Source organism: Nostoc linckia z4 (assembly GCF_002608075.1).
GTDB classification, from domain to species: Bacteria; Cyanobacteriota; Cyanobacteriia; order Cyanobacteriales; family Nostocaceae; genus Nostoc; species Nostoc linckia.
Window position 1 is genome coordinate 31,741 of sequence record NZ_LAHA01000042.1, and the last position, 19,296, is coordinate 51,036.

The 19,296-nt window shown below is 37.0% G+C and carries 16 protein-coding genes; 11 read left to right on the top strand and 5 right to left on the bottom strand.

Going from position 1 to position 19,296, the window contains the following annotated elements:
- Positions 1 to 552 precede the first annotated feature (552 nt).
- From VF06_RS42935 to VF06_RS26505, 3 genes are all read left to right on the top strand, one after another.
- Complete coding sequence (locus VF06_RS42935; protein WP_257207601.1) at positions 553 to 687, top strand: hypothetical protein; 135 nt, start codon at positions 553 to 555, stop codon at positions 685 to 687.
- A gap of 724 nt (positions 688 to 1,411) precedes the next feature.
- The gene (locus VF06_RS26500; RefSeq protein ID WP_099069810.1) at positions 1,412 to 2,521 is read left to right on the top strand and encodes a response regulator; all 1,110 of its coding nucleotides are present in this window, start codon (positions 1,412 to 1,414) and stop codon (positions 2,519 to 2,521) included.
- Between the two features lie 58 nt (positions 2,522 to 2,579).
- Positions 2,580 to 2,969: a response regulator gene (locus VF06_RS26505; RefSeq protein ID WP_099069811.1), complete on the top strand. Its 390-nt coding sequence runs from the start codon at positions 2,580 to 2,582 to the stop codon at positions 2,967 to 2,969.
- Positions 2,970 to 3,112: 143 nt separating this feature from the next.
- On the opposite strand, the gene VF06_RS26510 is transcribed toward VF06_RS26505, so the two are convergent.
- Positions 3,113 to 3,592, bottom strand: coding sequence for a YbjN domain-containing protein (locus VF06_RS26510; RefSeq protein WP_099069812.1), 480 nt, complete (start codon positions 3,590 to 3,592; stop codon positions 3,113 to 3,115).
- A gap of 196 nt (positions 3,593 to 3,788) precedes the next feature.
- Between VF06_RS26510 and VF06_RS26515 the strand changes: the two genes are divergently transcribed.
- From VF06_RS26515 to VF06_RS26530, 4 genes are all read left to right on the top strand, one after another.
- Entirely contained in the window at positions 3,789 to 4,844 is a 1,056-nt protein-coding gene (locus tag VF06_RS26515) for an aromatic ring-hydroxylating dioxygenase subunit alpha (RefSeq protein ID WP_099069813.1), read from the top strand.
- Between the two features lie 21 nt (positions 4,845 to 4,865).
- Complete coding sequence (locus tag VF06_RS26520) at positions 4,866 to 5,210, top strand: type II toxin-antitoxin system RelE/ParE family toxin (RefSeq protein WP_099069814.1); 345 nt, start codon at positions 4,866 to 4,868, stop codon at positions 5,208 to 5,210.
- Positions 5,182 to 5,481 carry a helix-turn-helix domain-containing transcriptional regulator gene (locus tag VF06_RS26525; RefSeq protein WP_099069815.1) on the top strand — a complete coding sequence of 100 codons (300 nt, stop codon included), beginning with the start codon at positions 5,182 to 5,184 and terminating at the stop codon, positions 5,479 to 5,481. Before VF06_RS26520 ends, VF06_RS26525 begins: the two co-directional genes overlap by 29 nt.
- Before the next feature lie 324 nt (positions 5,482 to 5,805).
- Positions 5,806 to 6,942: a serine/threonine-protein kinase gene (locus VF06_RS26530; protein ID WP_099069816.1), complete on the top strand. Its 1,137-nt coding sequence runs from the start codon at positions 5,806 to 5,808 to the stop codon at positions 6,940 to 6,942.
- A gap of 104 nt (positions 6,943 to 7,046) precedes the next feature.
- Here VF06_RS26530 and VF06_RS26535 read toward each other — a convergent pair whose 3' ends face one another.
- Both VF06_RS26535 and VF06_RS26540 read right to left on the bottom strand, forming a co-directional pair.
- The gene (locus VF06_RS26535) at positions 7,047 to 8,459 is read right to left on the bottom strand and encodes a hypothetical protein (RefSeq protein ID WP_099069817.1); all 1,413 of its coding nucleotides are present in this window, start codon (positions 8,457 to 8,459) and stop codon (positions 7,047 to 7,049) included.
- A 232-nt stretch (positions 8,460 to 8,691) separates the two neighbouring features.
- Entirely contained in the window at positions 8,692 to 10,773 is a 2,082-nt protein-coding gene (locus VF06_RS26540) for a cation:proton antiporter domain-containing protein (RefSeq protein ID WP_099069818.1), read from the bottom strand.
- A gap of 604 nt (positions 10,774 to 11,377) precedes the next feature.
- On the opposite strand from VF06_RS26540, the gene bchM reads away from it, so the two are divergent.
- A complete protein-coding gene (bchM, locus tag VF06_RS26545) occupies positions 11,378 to 12,064 on the top strand; it encodes a magnesium protoporphyrin IX methyltransferase (protein ID WP_099069819.1) in 687 nt (228 codons plus the stop codon).
- Between the two features lie 55 nt (positions 12,065 to 12,119).
- On the opposite strand, the gene VF06_RS26550 is transcribed toward bchM, so the two are convergent.
- The gene (locus VF06_RS26550) at positions 12,120 to 13,592 is read right to left on the bottom strand and encodes an AAA family ATPase (protein WP_099069820.1); all 1,473 of its coding nucleotides are present in this window, start codon (positions 13,590 to 13,592) and stop codon (positions 12,120 to 12,122) included.
- Positions 13,593 to 13,778: 186 nt separating this feature from the next.
- Positions 13,779 to 16,799: an ABC transporter substrate-binding protein gene (locus VF06_RS26555; RefSeq protein ID WP_180267418.1), complete on the bottom strand. Its 3,021-nt coding sequence runs from the start codon at positions 16,797 to 16,799 to the stop codon at positions 13,779 to 13,781.
- Between the two features lie 369 nt (positions 16,800 to 17,168).
- On the opposite strand from VF06_RS26555, the gene VF06_RS26560 reads away from it, so the two are divergent.
- From VF06_RS26560 to VF06_RS26570, 3 genes are all read left to right on the top strand, one after another.
- Complete coding sequence (locus tag VF06_RS26560) at positions 17,169 to 17,648, top strand: hypothetical protein (RefSeq protein ID WP_099069822.1); 480 nt, start codon at positions 17,169 to 17,171, stop codon at positions 17,646 to 17,648.
- Between the two features lie 100 nt (positions 17,649 to 17,748).
- The gene (locus tag VF06_RS26565) at positions 17,749 to 18,129 is read left to right on the top strand and encodes a DUF423 domain-containing protein (protein WP_099069823.1); all 381 of its coding nucleotides are present in this window, start codon (positions 17,749 to 17,751) and stop codon (positions 18,127 to 18,129) included.
- A gap of 269 nt (positions 18,130 to 18,398) precedes the next feature.
- Entirely contained in the window at positions 18,399 to 19,289 is an 891-nt protein-coding gene (locus VF06_RS26570) for a phosphate/phosphite/phosphonate ABC transporter substrate-binding protein (protein ID WP_099069824.1), read from the top strand.
- Positions 19,290 to 19,296 lie beyond the last annotated feature (7 nt).

Below are 19,296 nucleotides of genomic sequence, written 5' to 3' on the forward strand. Positions count from 1 at the left end.
ATTCTAGCTATAGACTTTCACATTACAAAATCAGCTAACCAAGGCTTTTATTTTCCACCAATATCTGAATATAAATATCATTTAAATTTGGTATAAATTTAATATTGGAGTTTTTCAACAATGAATAAATACTAAATTAGTAAAACAACATGATTTTTCAAATATATATGTAATTTATTAACAGTTAATGTTGGAGATATTATTTTTTAATTGTCAGAATTCGTTTTTTTCGATATTCAATGTATAATTAAGACATTTTAAATCTGAATTTCAACGGAATCAAATAATACCAAATACAGAACTTTAATTTTTACATGTAAATTAACTTTTACAAGAAATTTTGAGGCTCTCCGGATATATTAGAAAATAAATATTTATAACAATCATCTGGAGAATCTATTAATTAATATTCATATTTTCTTTACTTATTTCTCATCAAGTTTATATATTTCTACTATTTTTTTGGAAAAATTATAGTAACCTGAATTTTAGTGAGTACATTACTTGCAATCTACCATCTAGCTAAAAATCCCTATTTTTCAGGTATGGGCGTTGCTTGCATTGCAGGATGATTTAAGAATTTGGGCGTTGCATAATCCCCGTGTCTTTGCGTCTGGTGTGTCCGGTGTCAGCGTCAATCATCCCAGCTATGTACCACAACCCCACGACTTAGTTTTCAGTTCTTGAATGTGTCACTCAAAATCCTCCAGAGTGACTATTTATCCCCACACAACACTAGAACCCGTTTGCAGTAGTTATGAAAAAATTTTCTTGTGCTGAGTCAGTCGCCTCTGTTCGCTACACACCATCATGGCGTCAATTATCAGCTAACTCATCTTTAGTTCCCATACAAAGAAATTCTACAATCGCCAATTTAAGTAAGATATTGAACTGATTTAGTGCTGAGTTTTAAACTATACTTTTTATCAATGAAGTTAACCTCAAGAACAAACTTCTTATAAAAGTTAGGATAAATAAGTTACTCAGGTTTTCTTTCCTCAAGAATTACTTATAATTTCAGACTGTAAAATACGGATAACGGTGATATTTTTGTGACTGATGGGCGAGAGCCAATGGTCTGTGCGTCGCTCTTGAGTTACTGTTAGATTGGCTAGATTAGCGAAAGATACAGAAAGTCAATCTGATTTTTGAAATACTATTTCCTGACAACAGTCGGGTCAATTTGCTATTGGGTAATAGCATCGACATGGATTGATTTATTTGTATTCGTGCATATAGCTTAGCAGAGATTGGTGAATTACGAGTTGGGGGGTGTGGAATCTCTGTACTAACTAAAATGTCACCGCTATATTTATCTCAACAGTGCTTCTAATTAATATCGCTGTGAATTCCGAAAAGGAAATTCACCGATTTCGCTTGCAAATATTAATTTTATTCCAGAGCCATCCCGATGAAGACACTTCCAATTAGTAGATACAGATTTTTCCAAAAACTCCAACCCTTATCTTTATTGAAAAAAATCACGAGTAAGTCCGTTAGTGGTTGTTTGCAAGTGTTTAGCACTTCAGGTTCCTGGTCAATATATGTAGACGGAGGTAAACTGATTTATGCGTGCTATTCAGAAAAAATGTTTGAGCCGCTTTACAGAAATTTGCAACGCTTGAGTCAGCAAATTTCTACTCTTCCACGCGGTATTCACGAACAATTGCGAGCCATATTTGAAACTGGTATTGAAAATCAAGCGATACCAAATCCAGATTATTTGGCTATTTGCTGGTTAGTCAATCAAAAATATATCAGTCCCTCTCAAGCAGCAATTTTGATTGAGCAATTAGCACTAGAAGTTTTGGATTCATTTCTGAGCTTAGAACAGGGGAGTTATGAGTTTATCCCTGAAAGCTTTTTGGATGATATGCCAAAGTTTTGCCATTTGAATCTTCGTTTACTAGTCGAACGATGTCAATCACCCAGAAGCAAAGCAGAGAATTTTTCTGTCAGGGTAGGAGGTAATAGCCAGACATCAACAGTATCCTCCGTACAACCCTCACAATTTTTGCGAAAAAATCAGCCGCAACCCCAAACAAACACTACACAAAAGTTTCCCAGACCGCACAATGGTAATCAACCAGGAACATATATTTTCAATACTACCGATAATACAACTCAGCAAGTTGTACAACCTGCAATAGAGAAAAAAGTCTACACAATCTTCTGTATTGATGATAGTCCTACTGTATTAAGTATTATTCAAAGTTATTTAGACGAACAAACCTTTTCTGTTGTCGGAGTCAGCGATTCTTTCAAAGCTTTAATGCAAATTATCCGCACAAAACCCGACATAATTTTCTTGGATATTTCTATGCCTAATTTAGATGGATATGAACTTTGTTCTTTGTTGCGTAAACACTCATATTTTAAAAATACACCTGTGATTATGCTGTCAGCTAAATCAGGATTGATAGATAGAGCTAAAGCCAGAATAGTGGGAGCATCAGGCTATTTAACCAAGCCTTTTACTCAAGGAGATTTACTCAAAGTCATATTTAAGCATATTGTTTAAAGTTTTTCATAGATAAAATTACTAAATTTGATTAATATATCTTTCAGGAGACTAAAGCTTGAGTATTAACTGGGTGGCTACTATTCTAGTTGTAGAAGATTCTCGGCAAGAATTGGAATTAATTAGTTATTATCTCAGAAATCAAGGTTACAACGTTATTAAGGCAACTAGCGCTAAAGAAGCTCTAGAAATAGTTTTAGAAGAAAAACCTGATGCCATTGTTACTGATGTTGAAATGCCAGGGATGAGTGGATTTGAATTATGTCGCTTCCTGAAAACAAATCCCACTCATCAGAAAATACCGATTGTAATTTGTAGTAGTAAAAATCAGGCAATTCACCACTTGTGGGCAAAGAAGCAAGGTGCTGATGCTTATATAACTAAGCCCTATACGCCTGAACAGCTAGTGCATGTGATTGAATCAGTAGAGGCTGTTGCTTGGCTCTAAGTACAACAAGGTAAATAATTAAAGGTTTGTAGTGAGAACTAAAGTTGTCAAAAAAGGACTAAAGTCCTGACTACGAACTGAATCTTTGATATAAAATTTGGGATTTTGAATTATTCAATAGAAAATCCCAAATTTAAAATTCTTTAAGTCGTGCCAAACTCAGATTGTAAAGCTTCGTCGTTGTTATCGGCGATGGTTGCCACAATGGTGATTAATCGAGAGACTTCCCCTGGAGACAACTCTGCTAAGGTGCGTGTGGATATTACAACCACCCGGTTTTCAATAATACCGAAACGTGCTTCAAAAGTGCTAGAGCAGTTTAACTCCAAAAGATGTCGCATTAATTTCGGTTCTTCTTTGGCAGGTAGATCTAACACCGCAGACCAAACCGTTATGGTGTCTTCATCGCTTGTTCCACTGAGTTGGACAAATACTTCCACACTCCCGTACTTAAATTTCCAGAGATGACCGCCCTCTGGCGTGTGGTTAACCATTGCACTGTCATCTTGTTCTAGGCTGTCAATGACATTTTCGATTACTTCTAGATGGTTGAGACCCGTTGTCTCGGCGATTAACTCGTTGATAGCTTCGTCACTTGTTTGGGTTTCTTGGTAGCTTGTCATACAGATTTTTTTCTCAATATACTCGCTGTTTCATCTACACATAATTTATAGCTTGTTGTCACGGTTAGTTTGAGCTTCCTGAGGTGATAGTCTTGTCATCAGTCATACCAAAACTGGTACTTGGAAATAAATACCGTCAAAAATATTACTTCAAGTTAATTAATCAAGTCTAACGCCGAAAAGGATGTGCAAACTTATGACCTCTGTTTTTGAGACTATACAAAATAGTGATGTCCGTCAGTTGGCTATTAACCCAAATCATTGGTATGTAGTTGCACGTAGTTATGAGGTGATAAATAAGCCTGTAAATGTGATACTTTGGAAGCAGGCGATCGCACTTTACCGTGATAGTCAAGGACAAGTCCACGCCTTAGAAGACCGTTGTCCCCACCGCCAAGTCAAACTCAGTCACGGGCAAGTCGTAGGTAATGAATTGGAATGTGCATATCATGGCTGGCGCTTTAACTCAGCAGGTGAATGTGCAGCAGTTCCTTATTTAGCAGCCAATCAAAAACTCCCAAATTGCACAATTCGCCGTTACCCAGTTAAAGAACAAGACGGTTTTATCTGGCTATTTCCTGGAGACGTAGAGACGTTGCATGAAACGTCTCTACAGCCGATGGGTTTACCAGAATGGGAACATTTGAATTATATTGCCACAGTTTCAGTGATTAATTGTCAGGCTCATTATTCTTATTTAATTGAAAACTTGATGGATATGTATCACGGGCATTTACATCAAGATTTACAAGCTTGGGCAGAAGCAAATTTGCAAGATATTGAGGAAGATATGAATCGTGTAGATGCCCATTATACAGCACAAAGTTATTATAAAATAGACAAAATTTGGTCAATATCCCAATTATTTTTTCCGGCTTTGCGGAAATTACATCCCGAACCATTGGATGTGAGTTATGTTTATCCGCATTGGGTTTCTACATTAGGCAAAGATTTTAAAATTTATTGTTTATTGTGTCCGGTGAATGAGACGCAGACCAAAGCTTATTTAATTCATTTCACATCATTAAATGCCTTTTGGCGATTGCACAAATTACCAGTATGGTTTCGGCGGTTTGTGAAAGATAGTTTGTTTGGTGCAGCGCAGAAATTACTTGATGGTTTGGTAATTCAAGATGTGCAGATGATTGAAGAAGAACAGCAAGCCTATTTGCAGAATTCCCAAAGGCGGAATTATGAATTGAATCGGGCATTGGTGAGCGTGCAAAAGTTGATGAAAAGTCAAGTTAAGTAAATAACTGATTGCGATCGCATCATGGAAGTACAACCAAGGGAGATTAGGCGTTACATTACAACTGATGGTAAAATTCCTTTCGGAGAGTGGCTTGATTCGCTGCGAGATAGGAGAGCCAAAGCTAAAATTAAAGAGAGGTTAAAACGTGTCAGTCTTGGCAATTTGGGAAATTGTAAATCAGTTGGAGAGGGTGTTTTTGAACTCAAGATTGATTATGGCCCTGGCTACAGAGTGTATTTTGGACAGATAGGGACAACGATTGTGCTTCTGCTGTTGGGTGGAGATAAAAGCACCCAAGAACAAGATATTTGCAAAGCTCAGGAGTATTGGGCAAACTATGAAAAGAGTGAAAACGCCGACCAGTGATAGCTATCAAGAATATTTGATTGAATCTCTCAAAGACCCCGAAGAGGCAGCAGCTTACATTGAGGCAATATTAGAAGCAGAAGAGCCTGAAGCTGAACTCTTAACCTCTGCTTTAAAAGATGTTATTGATGCACGGCTGAAAATGAACAGTCTGTCAGAACAAGCAAAAAAGAAGTGGGAACAACTTTCAGAAAGTAATGGTGCTGAAATTTACAACTTGGTGGCGCTACTGGATGCCCTTGGATTTAGATTAGCAGTTACTCTCAAGTAAGTTTTTTTGTTAGTGTATTTGCGTAGGTACTGAAACTATACTTAGTTGGGTATTTAGAGGCAAAATAGTTAGTAATATGCCCAAATCCTCATTATGAGTTATTGCCTCAATCCCATCTGTCATTAACCACACCTGCTAAATCGTTGACTGTTGACGGTTCACAGTTAACAGTCAACGCTTTAATAGTGACAATTTATCTCATTATCAGAGGATTCAAGCATTAGGCTACAACTTGAAGCTGGATAATTAGCGAATATAAATGCCCTTTTCTTGAGGACAGTGGAAAATAAAGATAAGTAAGAACGATGCTGGGCGCTATCATCCATGAGTTATTGCCTTAATCCCCGTTGTCCGAAGCCTGAAAATTCTGGTAATGTCAATTTTTGTTTGACTTGCGGTTCTAAGTTGCTTCTCAAAGAACGATACCGTGCTATTAAACCAATAGGTCAAGGTGGTTTTGGCAGAACTTTTTTAGCTGTGGATGAAGATAAACCATCAAAGCCGCGCTGTGTAATTAAGCAATTTTATCCGCAAGCCCAAGGTACGAATACTGTGCAAAAAGCGGTGGAGTTGTTTAACCAAGAAGCGGTACAGTTAGATGAATTGGGCAAACATCCGCAAATTCCAGAATTATTAGCATATTTTACTCAAGAAGACCGCCAATATCTCGTACAAGAATTTATTGATGGGCAAAATTTAGCCCAGGAACTCGCACATAAAGGTGCTTTTAGTGAAGCACAAATCTGGCAATTACTCAATGATTTATTACCAGTATTGAAATTTTGTCATGTTAGACAAGTGATTCACCGCGATATTAAGCCAGAAAATATTATTTTACGTAGCAACGATGGCAAATTAGTTTTGGTAGATTTTGGTGCTTCTAAATCTGCTACTGGCACTGCCTTAAATCGAACAGGTACTAGTATTGGTAGTCCGGAATATGTCGCCCCAGAACAAATGCGAGGTAGGGCTGTTTTTGCCAGTGATATTTATAGTTTGGGTGCGACTTGTATTAACTTATTAACCAGGCGATCGCCTTTCGATTCCTATGATACAAATAATGATACTTGGATTTGGCAAAAATATTTAAAAACTCCTGTTAGTCATGCATTAAGCCGCATTTTGAACAAGATGCTAGAAAGTGTCCCAATGCGCCGTTATCAAACAATAGATGAAGTTGTAAAAGACTTAAATCAACATTCCAAAGCAGCGACACCAGCGAACACGGCAAAGCCTATTCCTCAACCTCAGGCTAATTCTACACCTCCTGTAGTTAGCCAATCACCTAGTCAAATCGATTTAGAATTAGAGGAAATGAAAACTCAATTTCTCATTGGCGGTAAACCACAGCAAAATAAAGTTCAATCGCCAAATTCAACACCTCAACCTTCTAACAAAAGTCAAATAGACAAAGAATTAGAAGAACTAAAAGCTAAATATCTTGGCAATAACAATCCCTAATAAAAAAACTTTGAAAAACTCTTTGCGCCTTTGCGCGACGCCAGTTGCTTCAAGTCGGCAGAGCCGCCCAACGCACTGGCTCCTCTGCGTGAGAATAAAAACAACTAAACCCCTCTTCTCGGCTTACGAACTACACCTTGCCAGCGAATAGTTTGTTTAGCAGAACGTTCTCCCAAAGAACGAGTCGCTACCACTTCAATTTCAACATTCACACCAGGACGTAAAACGTCGTTAGGAATTTTCAGCTTACCTAAAGCGAGAGTAAAGCGGTTGTAATCACGAGTCACAAATTCATTGGGAATATCACCTTCGTATTCAGTTTTGTAGTCAGAAAAACCGTAGGAGCTATCTTTGGCGCGGAATTTAACACGAAACTGAGTATTAATAGCATTAGATTTTGCTGCTAAATCAACTATTTTTAAATTTAGGTTTTGTCCTGCATCGGCGAATTCGGCCACAGCTAACCGTGTGACATCTTTTTTAGCAATGGCATAGTTAACAGTGAAAGTTGTCAAGTTAGCTTCACTTTTGCTACTACCATCAATCCATAAATCTTCAGAAAAATTAACCTCTACTTGTTTGCTATCAGTTAAATTTGCTGTTACCAATTCATTGGCAAAGCTTGTGATTGGTTGTGTTTCTTGCCAAATTATTTGAAAAGCTTCTTCTAAACGCGCTTCAAACTCTCGATAATTATCTGCGATCGCTGAACCAGGCGCAAGTAGAGAAAGGGAACCTGGGCGAACGTTCCATTTGTTTTTCGAGAGTTTAAATGGTTTATTTGTTAGTTCTGAAATTGCTAATTTCACAGTGGGGTTATCATCAGCCAAGGGTTCTTTGCTGTTGACAATACTCAAAGTTCCTAAGCTTCCGTTCCTACCATCTCTACCATCCCTACCATCTCGCCCATCACTACCATCAGTGCAACGATAAACCTTGTTAGTACACTTGTAGTTGGGACTACCGGGAGTTCCTTCACAAGTTTGCACTTCCCATTTCCGTCGGCGACATTTACAACCGTCCGTACCATTTCCACCTCTACCGCCGCGTCCGCCTTCGCCGCCAGTGGCGCGGACAAAAATGTTTCGCAAGTCTGCCAAATTTGTGTAGTAAACCGTTATCGAACCACCATTACCCCCATTTCCTCCTTTACCACCATCACCACCACTACCACCATCAGGTGCATTGATATCGTGGCTGACATTATCTGGTTGGTTTCTACAGTTAGGTCTATAACCCGGTTCTCCATCTTCCCCATCTTCACCATCTGTCCCAGACAGTTCAAGATTTACAGGTGAACCATTGACAAAAAGACTTTGATTTTGACCGCTAGAACCATCTCTACCAGAACGCCCACTGCTTCCCGTGCGTCCATCTGTGCCATAATTTCTAGCTAGTTGATAGTTTTTGTCAGAGGCAAAAGCTGGACATAACAGTGAATCAGAAGCAGGCAAAAAGTTAGTAAATAAGCACAATGTAAAAAGAAGTGGTAGCTTACTTGTCAAACCCTTGTGCATCTGGTTACACCTAAAACCTCACTGGAATTAAGTGTATCTTATTTTTTGAAGGGAACAGGGAACAGGCAACAGCCAAGATAACTTCGGAGAAACCAGAGAGATTTTAATCATAAATGATTACCCGGACATGATATTTAGGAGTAGGCGGAATAAAGGGAAGAAGAACTCCCAACTCCTAACTCCTAACTCCCAACTCCCAACTCCCAACTCCCAACTCCCAACTCCCAACTCATTACGAATTAGGTTCCCCAACCAAAACAATTGAACACTTCAATTCTCGAATCATCTGGGTTGTGACTTGGCTAACGGCTAGTCCACCGGCTGTGCGATAACGCACGGAACGCAACACGACTAAATCAAATGCTTGGGCTTGGCGAATTACTGTTTTAGCGACATCATCACCTTTGATGGTGACAATGTTGGTTTTTACCTGTAGCTGGCTTTTAGAGGCGATATCAGATAATTGAGAGACAAATTTTTCTACTAAATTTGGGCGGGTGTTGCGATCGCAAACATGCAACAATACTACTTCTGCTTGATTTACATCAGCTAAAATCTGGGCAAACCTTAAAGCACCTATGGTTTGGTGAGTTAAATCTCCCACTGGTACGAGAATTTTTTGGATTGTCTTAGGACTGCTCAAGAGGCGTGTGACTGCAACCGGACAGTGAGAAGACCAAAAGACGCTATCAATTACATTACCAAATAAGCGGGCACGTAAACCTGTTGTTCGCGACCAACCCATCACCACTAAATTAGCGTTTTGTTCTCGACTAGTGCGGCTTATTGCTAAAGCTATATCATCGTCAATTCGATTTGTTGGTGATACTTCCACATCAAATTCTTGACTGATGTCTCTAGCTAACTTCAATCTTTGGTGACTTTGTTCGAGTCCTGTTACTAACTGTGGATCGTCCATTTGGATATGCGCTTTCGTAACAGCCAATGGCACAATTCTTCCAGATTCATGACTAGCTAATAATGCTGCCATTTCTATCAAATAGCGCTGTGTTTGAGGGTTGTATATTGGCACTACAACAGTGAATGAATCTTGTTTTTTTTCTGCTAATTCTTCTTCATTACCTCCCCACCAAGTCGTGAGACTATCTGTTTGAAAATCTGTCTCTTGCAACTGTAAAGAAGAAGCAAATCTCGCTGTGATTACCGGGCCTAATATTGCAGTCACCAGCATCAAGACAATGACGCTGTTTAACACACCTTCATTGATTAGCCGTTCGCCCGCAGAATTCATACTTTGATAAGCTACCAAAGTTGCTGCTAGTGTAGCTGCTACCTGTGGCAGTGACAATGACCACATTGTTAGTAATTCAGCCGTATTATAGCGGTACAAGAGTTTGGCTAAAAATGCTGCGATAAATTTGCTACCAATTAAGGCTGCTACAATGGCCACAGTCAACCAAATTGAACTAAGAGTTTTCAAAAATGCCGGAATATTAATTAATAATCCCATGTCCACGAAGAAACAAGGGATAAACAAAACACTGCCGATAAATTCAATTTTCTCTTTGACTGGGCTACGTCCTAGAACATCATTGACAGCTAAACCTGCTAAAAAAGCACCAACAATTTTTTCAACTCCAATAATCTGCGCTCCCACAGATGCCAAAAATAATGCTAGTAATATAAACAAAAATTGATTGCTTTGTTCGTCTCCCGAACGACGAAAAAATTCTTTTCCTGCCCAATCAAAGCCAAATAGAACAACAACAGAGTAAATTGCTAATCCACCTAACAAAGTTGCTAAACTCAAGGCGGAGAATTCTCCTCCATGAATTCCTACACAAATTGCTAATACTAGCAAAGCTCCTGTATCAGTAAAAATTGTGGCACCAATTGTCACAGTTACAGCTTCATTTGTAACGACACCGAGACGACTGACAATTGGATATGCTAATAAAGTATGTGACGCCAGTAAAGAACCAATTAATACTGAAGAATTCCAACTAAAATTAAATAAACGTCCGACAAGAATTCCAGCAATTAATGGAACTAAGAATGTAAGCGCGCCAAACCCCATTGAGCGATTTTTAGTTTTCTTGAACTGCTGTAAATCAATTTCTAAACCTGCTACGAACATCAAATAAAGTTTACCGATATCGGAAAGCAATTTAATAGTTTCAGATTCGGAGTTTAACAACTTTAGCCCGTTTTCTCCTAGTATTATTCCTGCCAGTAATAATCCCACTAAGCCAGGGAGTCGCAGACGTTCAAATATAGGGGGTATAGTAAATATTACTATTAAGAGAATAGTAAATGCAATGATAGGACTGTTTATTAGGGAGCTTTCTGGCATTTGTAATAAATAAACCTAGCTTGTAAGTGTACTATTTAGATACAAAAATTCATGGAAAATTTTCGTAGAGTTAGGGTTTATCGAATTCTGGCAATTAAATCCTTAACAGCATAAATGTTCGATAGCAATCCTAATTCTATCTTAAGAATGGTTTATTTATATCCACAGACAGAAATAAATATGGATTTGGAAATTGCGAACATGCTCAATATTTTTATAACCATAAATCATAATCATCAATCTATCAACGGTGATATTTTAGTAAAATGTAAGTTTTTATAGAAAATAATTGCAAATTTTAGCTTCTGGGTAAGCCTAATTTATAAATAATCCCAATAATTGCTAAAGTTACAACATTAATTTTAGTAATTTAGCGCCAGATAAACTAATACAATGACTTTGGGGATGTTGTAATATCAAGCTCGGTTAATTACTTAAAATTGAGAATTCAAAACTTCCCACGTCGCTACCTTGGTGCGTTTCCAGTTTCTATAAGAATATTTGCTCATAGCCTAGCCAGATCTAGAAAAATCTGGAAAAGCGCTCCTATGTGTTCCTATCAATGATAATTTTAAGCATTGGGAACCCCTAAAAATCAGAGTTTATGAACGCAGCCGACGATAAAACAATTGTTCGCGAGTATTTCAATTCCACAGGGTTTGACCGTTGGAGGCGGATTTACGGCGATGGTGAAGTCAACAAAGTCCAGCTGGACATCCGCAATGGACACCAGCAAACAGTAGATACAGTTATCGACTGGCTAAAAGCTGATAACAATTTACCAGAACTATCAATCTGCGATGCTGGCTGTGGTGTAGGTAGTCTCAGCATTCCCCTGGCGGTAGATGGAGCCAAGGTCTATGCGAGCGATATTTCTGAAAAAATGGTGGAAGAAGGCAAAGATAGAGCAAAGCAAACCTTGGGAAATAGTGAAAATCCTACTTTTGCGGTGCAGGATTTGGAATCCTTGAGTGGTAGTTACCATACTGTTATTTGCTTGGATGTCCTCATTCACTACCCCCAAGAAAAAGCAGATGAAATGATTTCTCACCTCTGTTCTTTAGCACAGTCGCGGATAATTCTCAGTTTTGCACCTAAAACCTGCGCCTTGACTATACTCAAGAAAATTGGCAGTTTCTTTCCTGGGCCGAGTAAAGCCACTCGTGCATATTTGCATCGTGAGGCTGACGTGGTGAGAATTTTGGAAAATAATGGATTTTCAGTGCAACGTCAAGCCATGACTAAAACTCGCTTTTATTTTTCTCGCTTACTGGAAGCTACCCGTCAGTAATACCGAACTGTGTTTAGTAGGGTGCGTTATGGTTTGAGCCTAACGCACCGCCATATTAACTATTGGTGGGAGATGTTGAATTTTGTAGGAAGTTTTGCTTTTGATTTTTGCTGTCACTGCCATTGGGAGCATAAAAAAATATCATAAAGGAAGCGATGGCGATCGCACTTAGTCCCAAGAAAATCATTCCAGCAATTAACCAAATTTCTCCCTTAGTCCGATGAATTTTGACTCCAGAAGGTTTAACAGAAGGTAAACTCTGTTTAAGATTTGCAGATTTGTCACTCCCAGTAAGGCTTTTAGGAATGGTGATTTGCTTGGGATTTTTGTTGATTTGAGGTAATTGATTCGCCGTTTCGTAGGTGTCTTTAATTTCTTGTTTATCTAATTTTTCTAATTCCCTAATTTCGTGCCATAACGGGTGACGTTGTATTAACCAACGCTGGACTAATTCGATTTTTATTTTATTGCCTTCCTCGTTTAAAAAGCCTTTTGATGTTAATTCTTTAGTTAATTTTTCTAGCGAATCTCTGGACAAGACATTGTCATAATTTGCAAGTAGCTTCAATGGGTCTTTTTCTAACTCGCGATCGCTTTTTTCCAAAACTATTTTTTGCGCCTCAGCCACAGCCGAAAAAACTACCTTCTCCAGCGCAGACAAAGCCTCCCAGTACCAGGCAAACCCAGCTTCTGCAAGCTCAACTGCCTTATCTATAATATTTTCTACATCTTTTCGTTCAACTTCCCATTTTTGCAGTTCCCTAGCTCTACTGAAAACCGCAAAACACAGAATTTGAATGAAATAAGGATGTCCTGCTGATAATTCAGTAATCGCTTCTATAGCTTCTGGTTCGTAACTCAAAGAACCTGCAACAGGTCGGATAATTAGCTGTTTTATACTTTCGTTATCTAAAAAACCAACTTCTTCAATGGGTACTTCAGGAAATATTTGCAGCAAATTTGATACATCTGCTGGTTTTCTTCCAGCAAATATTATCGCAAATAATTTGGGATTTTTATAGACAACATTTTTTAATTGCTTGAATAATGATTCAAGTTCTACACCAATATGTTTATTGTTTAAAGCATCAAATTCGTCTAAAAGTAATATTAAATTTTTATCTTTTAGATGCTCATAAATTTGAGGTAGAAATTTATTACAAAAAATATGCTTTTCTTCTTCTATTTCTTGAGCTTTTGGGATCGCTACTTGTTCTTGAGGTATTTCTAATTGTTCGACAATAGCTTCTGCTAAATTCTCTAACAGATTGTCGAGTTTTTCTTGGCTATGATATTCTAAATCAAAGCTCACAAAAACAGAGTTATCTACTTTGACCAGTTGAGGAATATTTTGAAGTAGAGATGACTTGCCTATACGCCGCTGACCGTGCAATAATATTACTTTCTGACCTTGTCTCAGATTTTCTTCAATAAACCCTAATTGCTTCTGCCGTCCAAAAAATATTGCCGATTCACTAATCGGACGACCGATAACATAGGGGTTTCTCTGAGATTTTAGTTGTATCATAATAATATCTGCGATGGGTCTAATGAGTAGCCTGTGATTTTTTGTAGTCGGTATGGCCACAAGCCTTTGCAGCACAACAAATTCTCGAAGGAGAAGCTTTCTTTTCGCTTTTACCCACAAATTTCATTATAACATGACTCGCTGTGGCTGACTAATGCACATGCATCTTGTTATATTGCCCTATTTTTACTCTGCATTAACAAACTGACCATCTTGAACCATGATTAAAGTTGCTGGTTTGTTAATTTCTCTGGATGAATCAAATTTCAGCGGTTCTCCAGAAGTGTTTTCTGAAATATTGATTTTTGGTAAATTATTTAAAACTGTTGCCCTAGATACTTCCGGGGATAGTTTGAAAGACCCAATAAAAGCTTGGGTAGCGTCAAAGCTCGTTGCAGTCCGCCAACTTACACCACCACCCCATTTACTTTGAGCTTCTTGTGCAAATCTCCTTGATTTTGGTGCATCTCGAAACCAAGGTACAGCTAAAATCAAATTTTTTAGAGTATTAGCAACCTCTGGTTTATAGAGAGAATCGCCTGCTAATATTTTGATCTGTTTGAGTTGTTCGACATTATTATTGCTTTTTTTCAGGTTGTCTACGGAGTCATTGTAAGTCTTAATAATGCCCATAGCAACTTCAATACTCTTATCGGTATCTGGAAACAATGCTATTGCTTCTACGAAAGGATCCTTCAGTAAATTTTTTACTTCCTGGGCTGGATTTAAATTTGGATCGGCTAAGTTAATGCATGAAGAAGGAACCACTTTTTCGCGCTGATTTTTAACAAATGTCAGTCTAAATTCCTCTTTGATACTTCTACTATATAAATCGACAGGATTACAGAAAATTACTATTTTTTTGAAGTTATTTGTTAATGCATATTGAGCTAGTTTTTCACCAGTCGCTTTATCTGAAGGTAAAATTCTAAAAAATACAGAACCTCGTAAGTCTATGCTAGTGCTAGTAGATGATACGATTGCTAAATTAGGTGTATATATAGGCAAAGCTGTGTTGGTGACTTTGCTAGAACCATGTCCGATAACTCCTAATATTGATCGATCTTGTACTATTTCCTGGGCTATTTGTTTTGCTGTATCTTCGTTGTTATCATCGTCAGCAATCACAATCTCTACTAATCGACCTTGTAATCCATTTTGTTGATTAAACTGATTTTGTGCTTGTGCTACCCCACGTAATATTTCTTGAGCAGAGTTTCTTCTTTTTTTGGCTGGTACTACAACTGCCAAAGTTAAAGGATTTCCCTTTTTATGGGCAAGAGCATTATTGTAGTAAATTAGTATCTCAGGGTCATTGGGATTATTTTTGACGGCTTCTCCAAAATGCTTTTCTGCATCTGAGTATTTTCCTTGTTTAAAGCTGTCAATCCCCTTATCACGATCGCTATTTTGTATGTCTGGAAATAAAGTGCGATCGCCTCTACTTATATTCTTGCTAACTGGATTCTTTGGTTCAGGGCTATTTTTAGGAAGAGGAGTATTAATAGTATTTATAGAACGTACATCTGAAGATGTTTGTGGCTCTTTTGTAAAATTATTTAATACATAATTAATAATCAATATAATTACAATAGCACCAATTAATCCTATAAAAATTAATATCGATAACCTAGAATTAGACCTGATTAAATTGCTCATATAATTAATACTAGTACTAACCATATGACTATTAGCTTGATAAGCTTTTATTTCTGCTAGTTTCTGTTGAGCTGAAGTATTTCCAGGTTGAATTTCTAAAATCTTTTCATACTGCTGCTTTGCTGCTACGTAATTTCTTTTAATTATTAACCAATGTCCATAACTATTTAATGCTTCTAAAAATTGTTGTTGATACCTTCTTGAATCTAATTTATAAACCCTCTCGTAAAGCTTTAAAGCTATATCAAATTTTTCGATTTCCAAATATTTTTCTGCTAGCTCTACTATAGTGCTGAAGTGATTAGGATTTAACTGTAAAATTTGTTCGTAGATAGCTAATGCTGCATCCTGTTGTTTATCTCCCATCCAACAACTACGAGCCACAGGCAATAGTTGATTAATTTTTTCTTCTTCTAGTGTCTCCAAAGTCCTGATTTCGTTCCTTAATGGATGACATTGCAGTAACCAAAGACGCACTAATTCTACTTTTAGTTTGACTGAATTGCTATCTAAAAAACCCTTATTAATTAATAATTGAATTGCTTCTTTCAAGGAATCTGTTACTACCAATCCATAGCCTTCAAGTAACTTTAAAGGATCTTCTATAGTATTATGTTCTTGAGCTTCAGCCACTGCTGAAATTACTACTTTTTCCGGGATACTTAATCCTTGACAAATACTATCTAACCCACCTTCAGCACTATTAATCGCGTTGGGTATGGCTTCAAGTACATAATCGGCTACTATCTTAATCTGGCTAAAATTATTTTCATTTCTTACTAGCTGAAAAATTTGATAACATAAGGCTTGTGTACATAAAGGATGCCCTGATGAAATTTTTAAAATTTCTGCAATTGTTTTTTCCTGATATTCCAAAATTTGAGCAGTAGGTTGAATAATTAGTTGTTGAGCATCATTGTTATCCAATAAACCTATTTCATGAAATGGTGCGCCTCTAAATGATTGCACCAAATTTGGCATAGAATTGAGATATCTTCCAACTACTGCAATCACAAATAATTCTTCCTGTTGTCTAACAAATGTTTCTAAAAAGCGTAAAAATTCCACAGAATTTTCTGTATCGTTATGACTAACAACATCAAATTCATCTAACAATAACACTAGTTTTTTATTATCTAGTTTTTCATCAACTTGTGCTAGGACTCTCCGGTTGAAAATTCGACGAATATTTTCTGAATTTGCATTTAATAAAGGTTCTAGGATATTTGTATTTAATTCCAGATGTTGAAAAATTTCCCTAGCGATCATATACAATATTTGATTTAGACTTGCAGAACCATATTCTTGCAAATCGCAATGCACAAAAACAAATTCATCTGGAGATACAAAAAGAGGAATATTTCTGAGTACAGAAGATTTTCCTATACGTCTTTGACCGTGTAATAAAATAAATTGTGCATTTTGTTGCAAATTATCTGCTATGTCTTTTAAAAGAATTGCTCGCCCAAAAAATTCGTCTGGCATTTGAACAGGACGACCAACAATGTAAGGATTTCTGATGAAATAATTTTGTGGGTTTGGAGACATTCTGGTTTTGCTGGTTCTACAGTATTTAAAGTTGAATTTTGAGTTTTGTATATTTCTGAGATGATATTTATACTTTTGTAGTATGAATATGTAACTCATGCTGAAATTGCTGAACCTGGCAAAATGCCTGTCCCACAATCATCCTGAAATTTGTAACGCCGAATTATTATAGGAAACTAAGTATATTAAAATATTACATGATTACTAGATTATCTTGTACGCGCTTAATAACCTTGTTTTTTAAGCAAAATACGCTAGAAAGCGTAGTGGTTTCGCTAAAAAACTGTCCCAAGAAGTAGATTGATATACTGGAACCTCAGAGAAAGTCAGGTTAAAATCTCTAGCAAAGTTCAAATCTGAAGTGGAACTATGAAAACTGCTGAAAAATTGGCTGCCGGTTGGCTACTAACACTCGGATTCATGTTTTTAACGCTATCAGCATCAGCAGCATTAGAAAAATTTGCTACACGTAAGGTATTCTTACCTGTGAAAGATGCGTATGATTTTTCTGCGCCAAATGCTACTTATCAAGATAATAATACTGTTGCTGGTGGTCTAATTTTTGGTGTCCCTACCTTCACATTGGGTGCATGGTTAGCATTGGGATTGTATCGTCAAAGTCGGCAAGAGAAAAAAGCACTGAATCAACAGCGTAGCGAACGTTTGCAATCTCTTTTTTATCAGATGTTACAAGAAAATCAAGGACGCGTAACTGTTTTAGGCTTTGCTATGCAATCACAATTACCCCCAGCAGATGCCAGACTATATTTAGATCAAAAAGCTAAAGAATTCAATGCAAATTTTAAAGTGAATGAAGAAGGGGCTGTATCATATCATTTTGATGTCTAATTGTCATTAGTTATTGGTCATTAGTCATTAGTCTAAAACTAATACACCATATCCAATGCCCAATGCCCAATGCCCAATCTTCATCTTACAGCTAAGTGTAATGACACAAATTTTCTTGAGCGTAGCTGCAATTTTAGGCGGTTTGTCAGTTGCGGCTGGTGCTTTTGCTTCCCATGCTTTGCGAGAAAAAATTAGTGAGCGATCGCTAGAAATTTTTGAGACTGGCGCTCGTTATCAAATGTATCATGCTCTCGCACTTTTTTTAGTAGCACTACTAATTAGTCGTACCGAATTACCCCAACCCACCCTCGTAGCCAGTGGATGGTTATTCATTATTGGTATTGCTATTTTTTCAGGAAGTTTGTACGCCTTGAGCTTAACTGGTGTCAAGTCTTTAGGAGCAATTACACCATTAGGTGGCGTAGCCTTTCTTGCTGGTTGGGGTGCTTTAGCTTTTGCTGCTTGGAATTTGAAGTTGTAAAAAATCAAAATTAGAATTCAGAATTCAGAATTCAGTAATCAGAACAATTAATCAGGAATAACTGCGGAAAATCAAAATGGTAATACTTCACGATTATTGAAATCCGCTGTAATTCATTCTGAATTTTGAATTCTGGCTCCTGAATTCTTTTTTTTTAAATTTATTTCCGTAATTTTACAGAAGCCAGTAATACAATAAAACAATAAACTTCACAAGTATATGACTAACTAACAACTAAAAATTATACATTTGTAATAACATTTAAACCTATGAAACGGCGGAACTTGCTTTGGTATTCGCTACTATTTACTGCTGGCTGCACAACAGGAATAAATTCTACTAATAATAACTCAGAGCAATTGCCAATAACTACACCAAAGAATTTAAAATTTGCAGTTACAGATATCTCTGGAATTGAAAATTTACAACGAGATTTTGGATATTTTAAGACTACATTAGAAGAAATATTAGGTCTTAAAATTGAGTTTTTTCCTGTAGAAAATCCCATAGCAGCAGCGCCAGCACTGTTATCAAGAGAAGTAGATATTGTCTTTGCAGGCCCTTCAGAATACTTAATTTTAAATGCTAGAGCCAAGGCTATTCCGATAATTGCAATTGAGCGCATTAACTACCATTCAATTATTGTAGTTCCTGCCAATAGCCAAATTAAATTATTATCTCAATTGAAAGGCAAAACAATTGCCATGCGGAAAATTGGCTCCACTTCTGGTCATATTGCTCCTACAAAGCTATTAATTGATGCTGGATTAAATCCCCAAACTGATTTCAAAACAGTGATGTTAGATGATAAAGGAGTACAAGCATTAAAAAAAGGTGAAGTAGATGCTTGGGCCACTGCATCTGATAGATACAAAAATATCTTGGAATCTGAGGGTTTATCTGAGAAAGATTTTTCCATAATATTTACTAGCAAATTATTGCCTAATGATGTATTTGTTGCTAGTAATCAATTGTCATCTAGCTTTATAGAAGATATGCGATCGCGCATGATTAATAATCAAGATAAACTCATTCAAAGTTTACTAACTGCTAAAGCAAATCAAAAGTATAAGGGTAGTAAATTAATTACAGCAAATGATAGTGATTATAATATGATTCGAGAAGTTTATCAAAAAATTGGACAAGGAAATTTCCTTTAATAGTATG

Excerpts from the sequence above, each read along its gene's own strand:
- VF06_RS26500 (WP_099069810.1), top strand. The coding sequence starts at position 1,412 with ATGAAGACACTTCCAATTAGTAGATACAGATTTTTCCAAAAACTCCAA.
- VF06_RS26510 (WP_099069812.1), bottom strand. The coding sequence starts at position 3,592 with ATGACAAGCTACCAAGAAACCCAAACAAGTGACGAAGCTATCAACGAG.
- VF06_RS26515 (WP_099069813.1), top strand. The coding sequence starts at position 3,789 with ATGACCTCTGTTTTTGAGACTATACAAAATAGTGATGTCCGTCAGTTG.
- VF06_RS26520 (WP_099069814.1), top strand. The coding sequence starts at position 4,866 with ATGGAAGTACAACCAAGGGAGATTAGGCGTTACATTACAACTGATGGT.
- VF06_RS26525 (WP_099069815.1), top strand. The coding sequence starts at position 5,182 with ATGAAAAGAGTGAAAACGCCGACCAGTGATAGCTATCAAGAATATTTG.
- VF06_RS26530 (WP_099069816.1), top strand. The coding sequence starts at position 5,806 with ATGAGTTATTGCCTTAATCCCCGTTGTCCGAAGCCTGAAAATTCTGGT.
- VF06_RS26535 (WP_099069817.1), bottom strand. The coding sequence starts at position 8,459 with ATGCACAAGGGTTTGACAAGTAAGCTACCACTTCTTTTTACATTGTGC.
- VF06_RS26540 (WP_099069818.1), bottom strand. The coding sequence starts at position 10,773 with ATGCCAGAAAGCTCCCTAATAAACAGTCCTATCATTGCATTTACTATT.
- bchM (WP_099069819.1), top strand. The coding sequence starts at position 11,378 with ATGAACGCAGCCGACGATAAAACAATTGTTCGCGAGTATTTCAATTCC.
- VF06_RS26550 (WP_099069820.1), bottom strand. The coding sequence starts at position 13,592 with ATGATACAACTAAAATCTCAGAGAAACCCCTATGTTATCGGTCGTCCG.
- VF06_RS26555 (WP_180267418.1), bottom strand. The coding sequence starts at position 16,799 with ATGTCTCCAAACCCACAAAATTATTTCATCAGAAATCCTTACATTGTT.
- VF06_RS26560 (WP_099069822.1), top strand. The coding sequence starts at position 17,169 with ATGAAAACTGCTGAAAAATTGGCTGCCGGTTGGCTACTAACACTCGGA.
- VF06_RS26565 (WP_099069823.1), top strand. The coding sequence starts at position 17,749 with ATGACACAAATTTTCTTGAGCGTAGCTGCAATTTTAGGCGGTTTGTCA.
- VF06_RS26570 (WP_099069824.1), top strand. The coding sequence starts at position 18,399 with ATGAAACGGCGGAACTTGCTTTGGTATTCGCTACTATTTACTGCTGGC.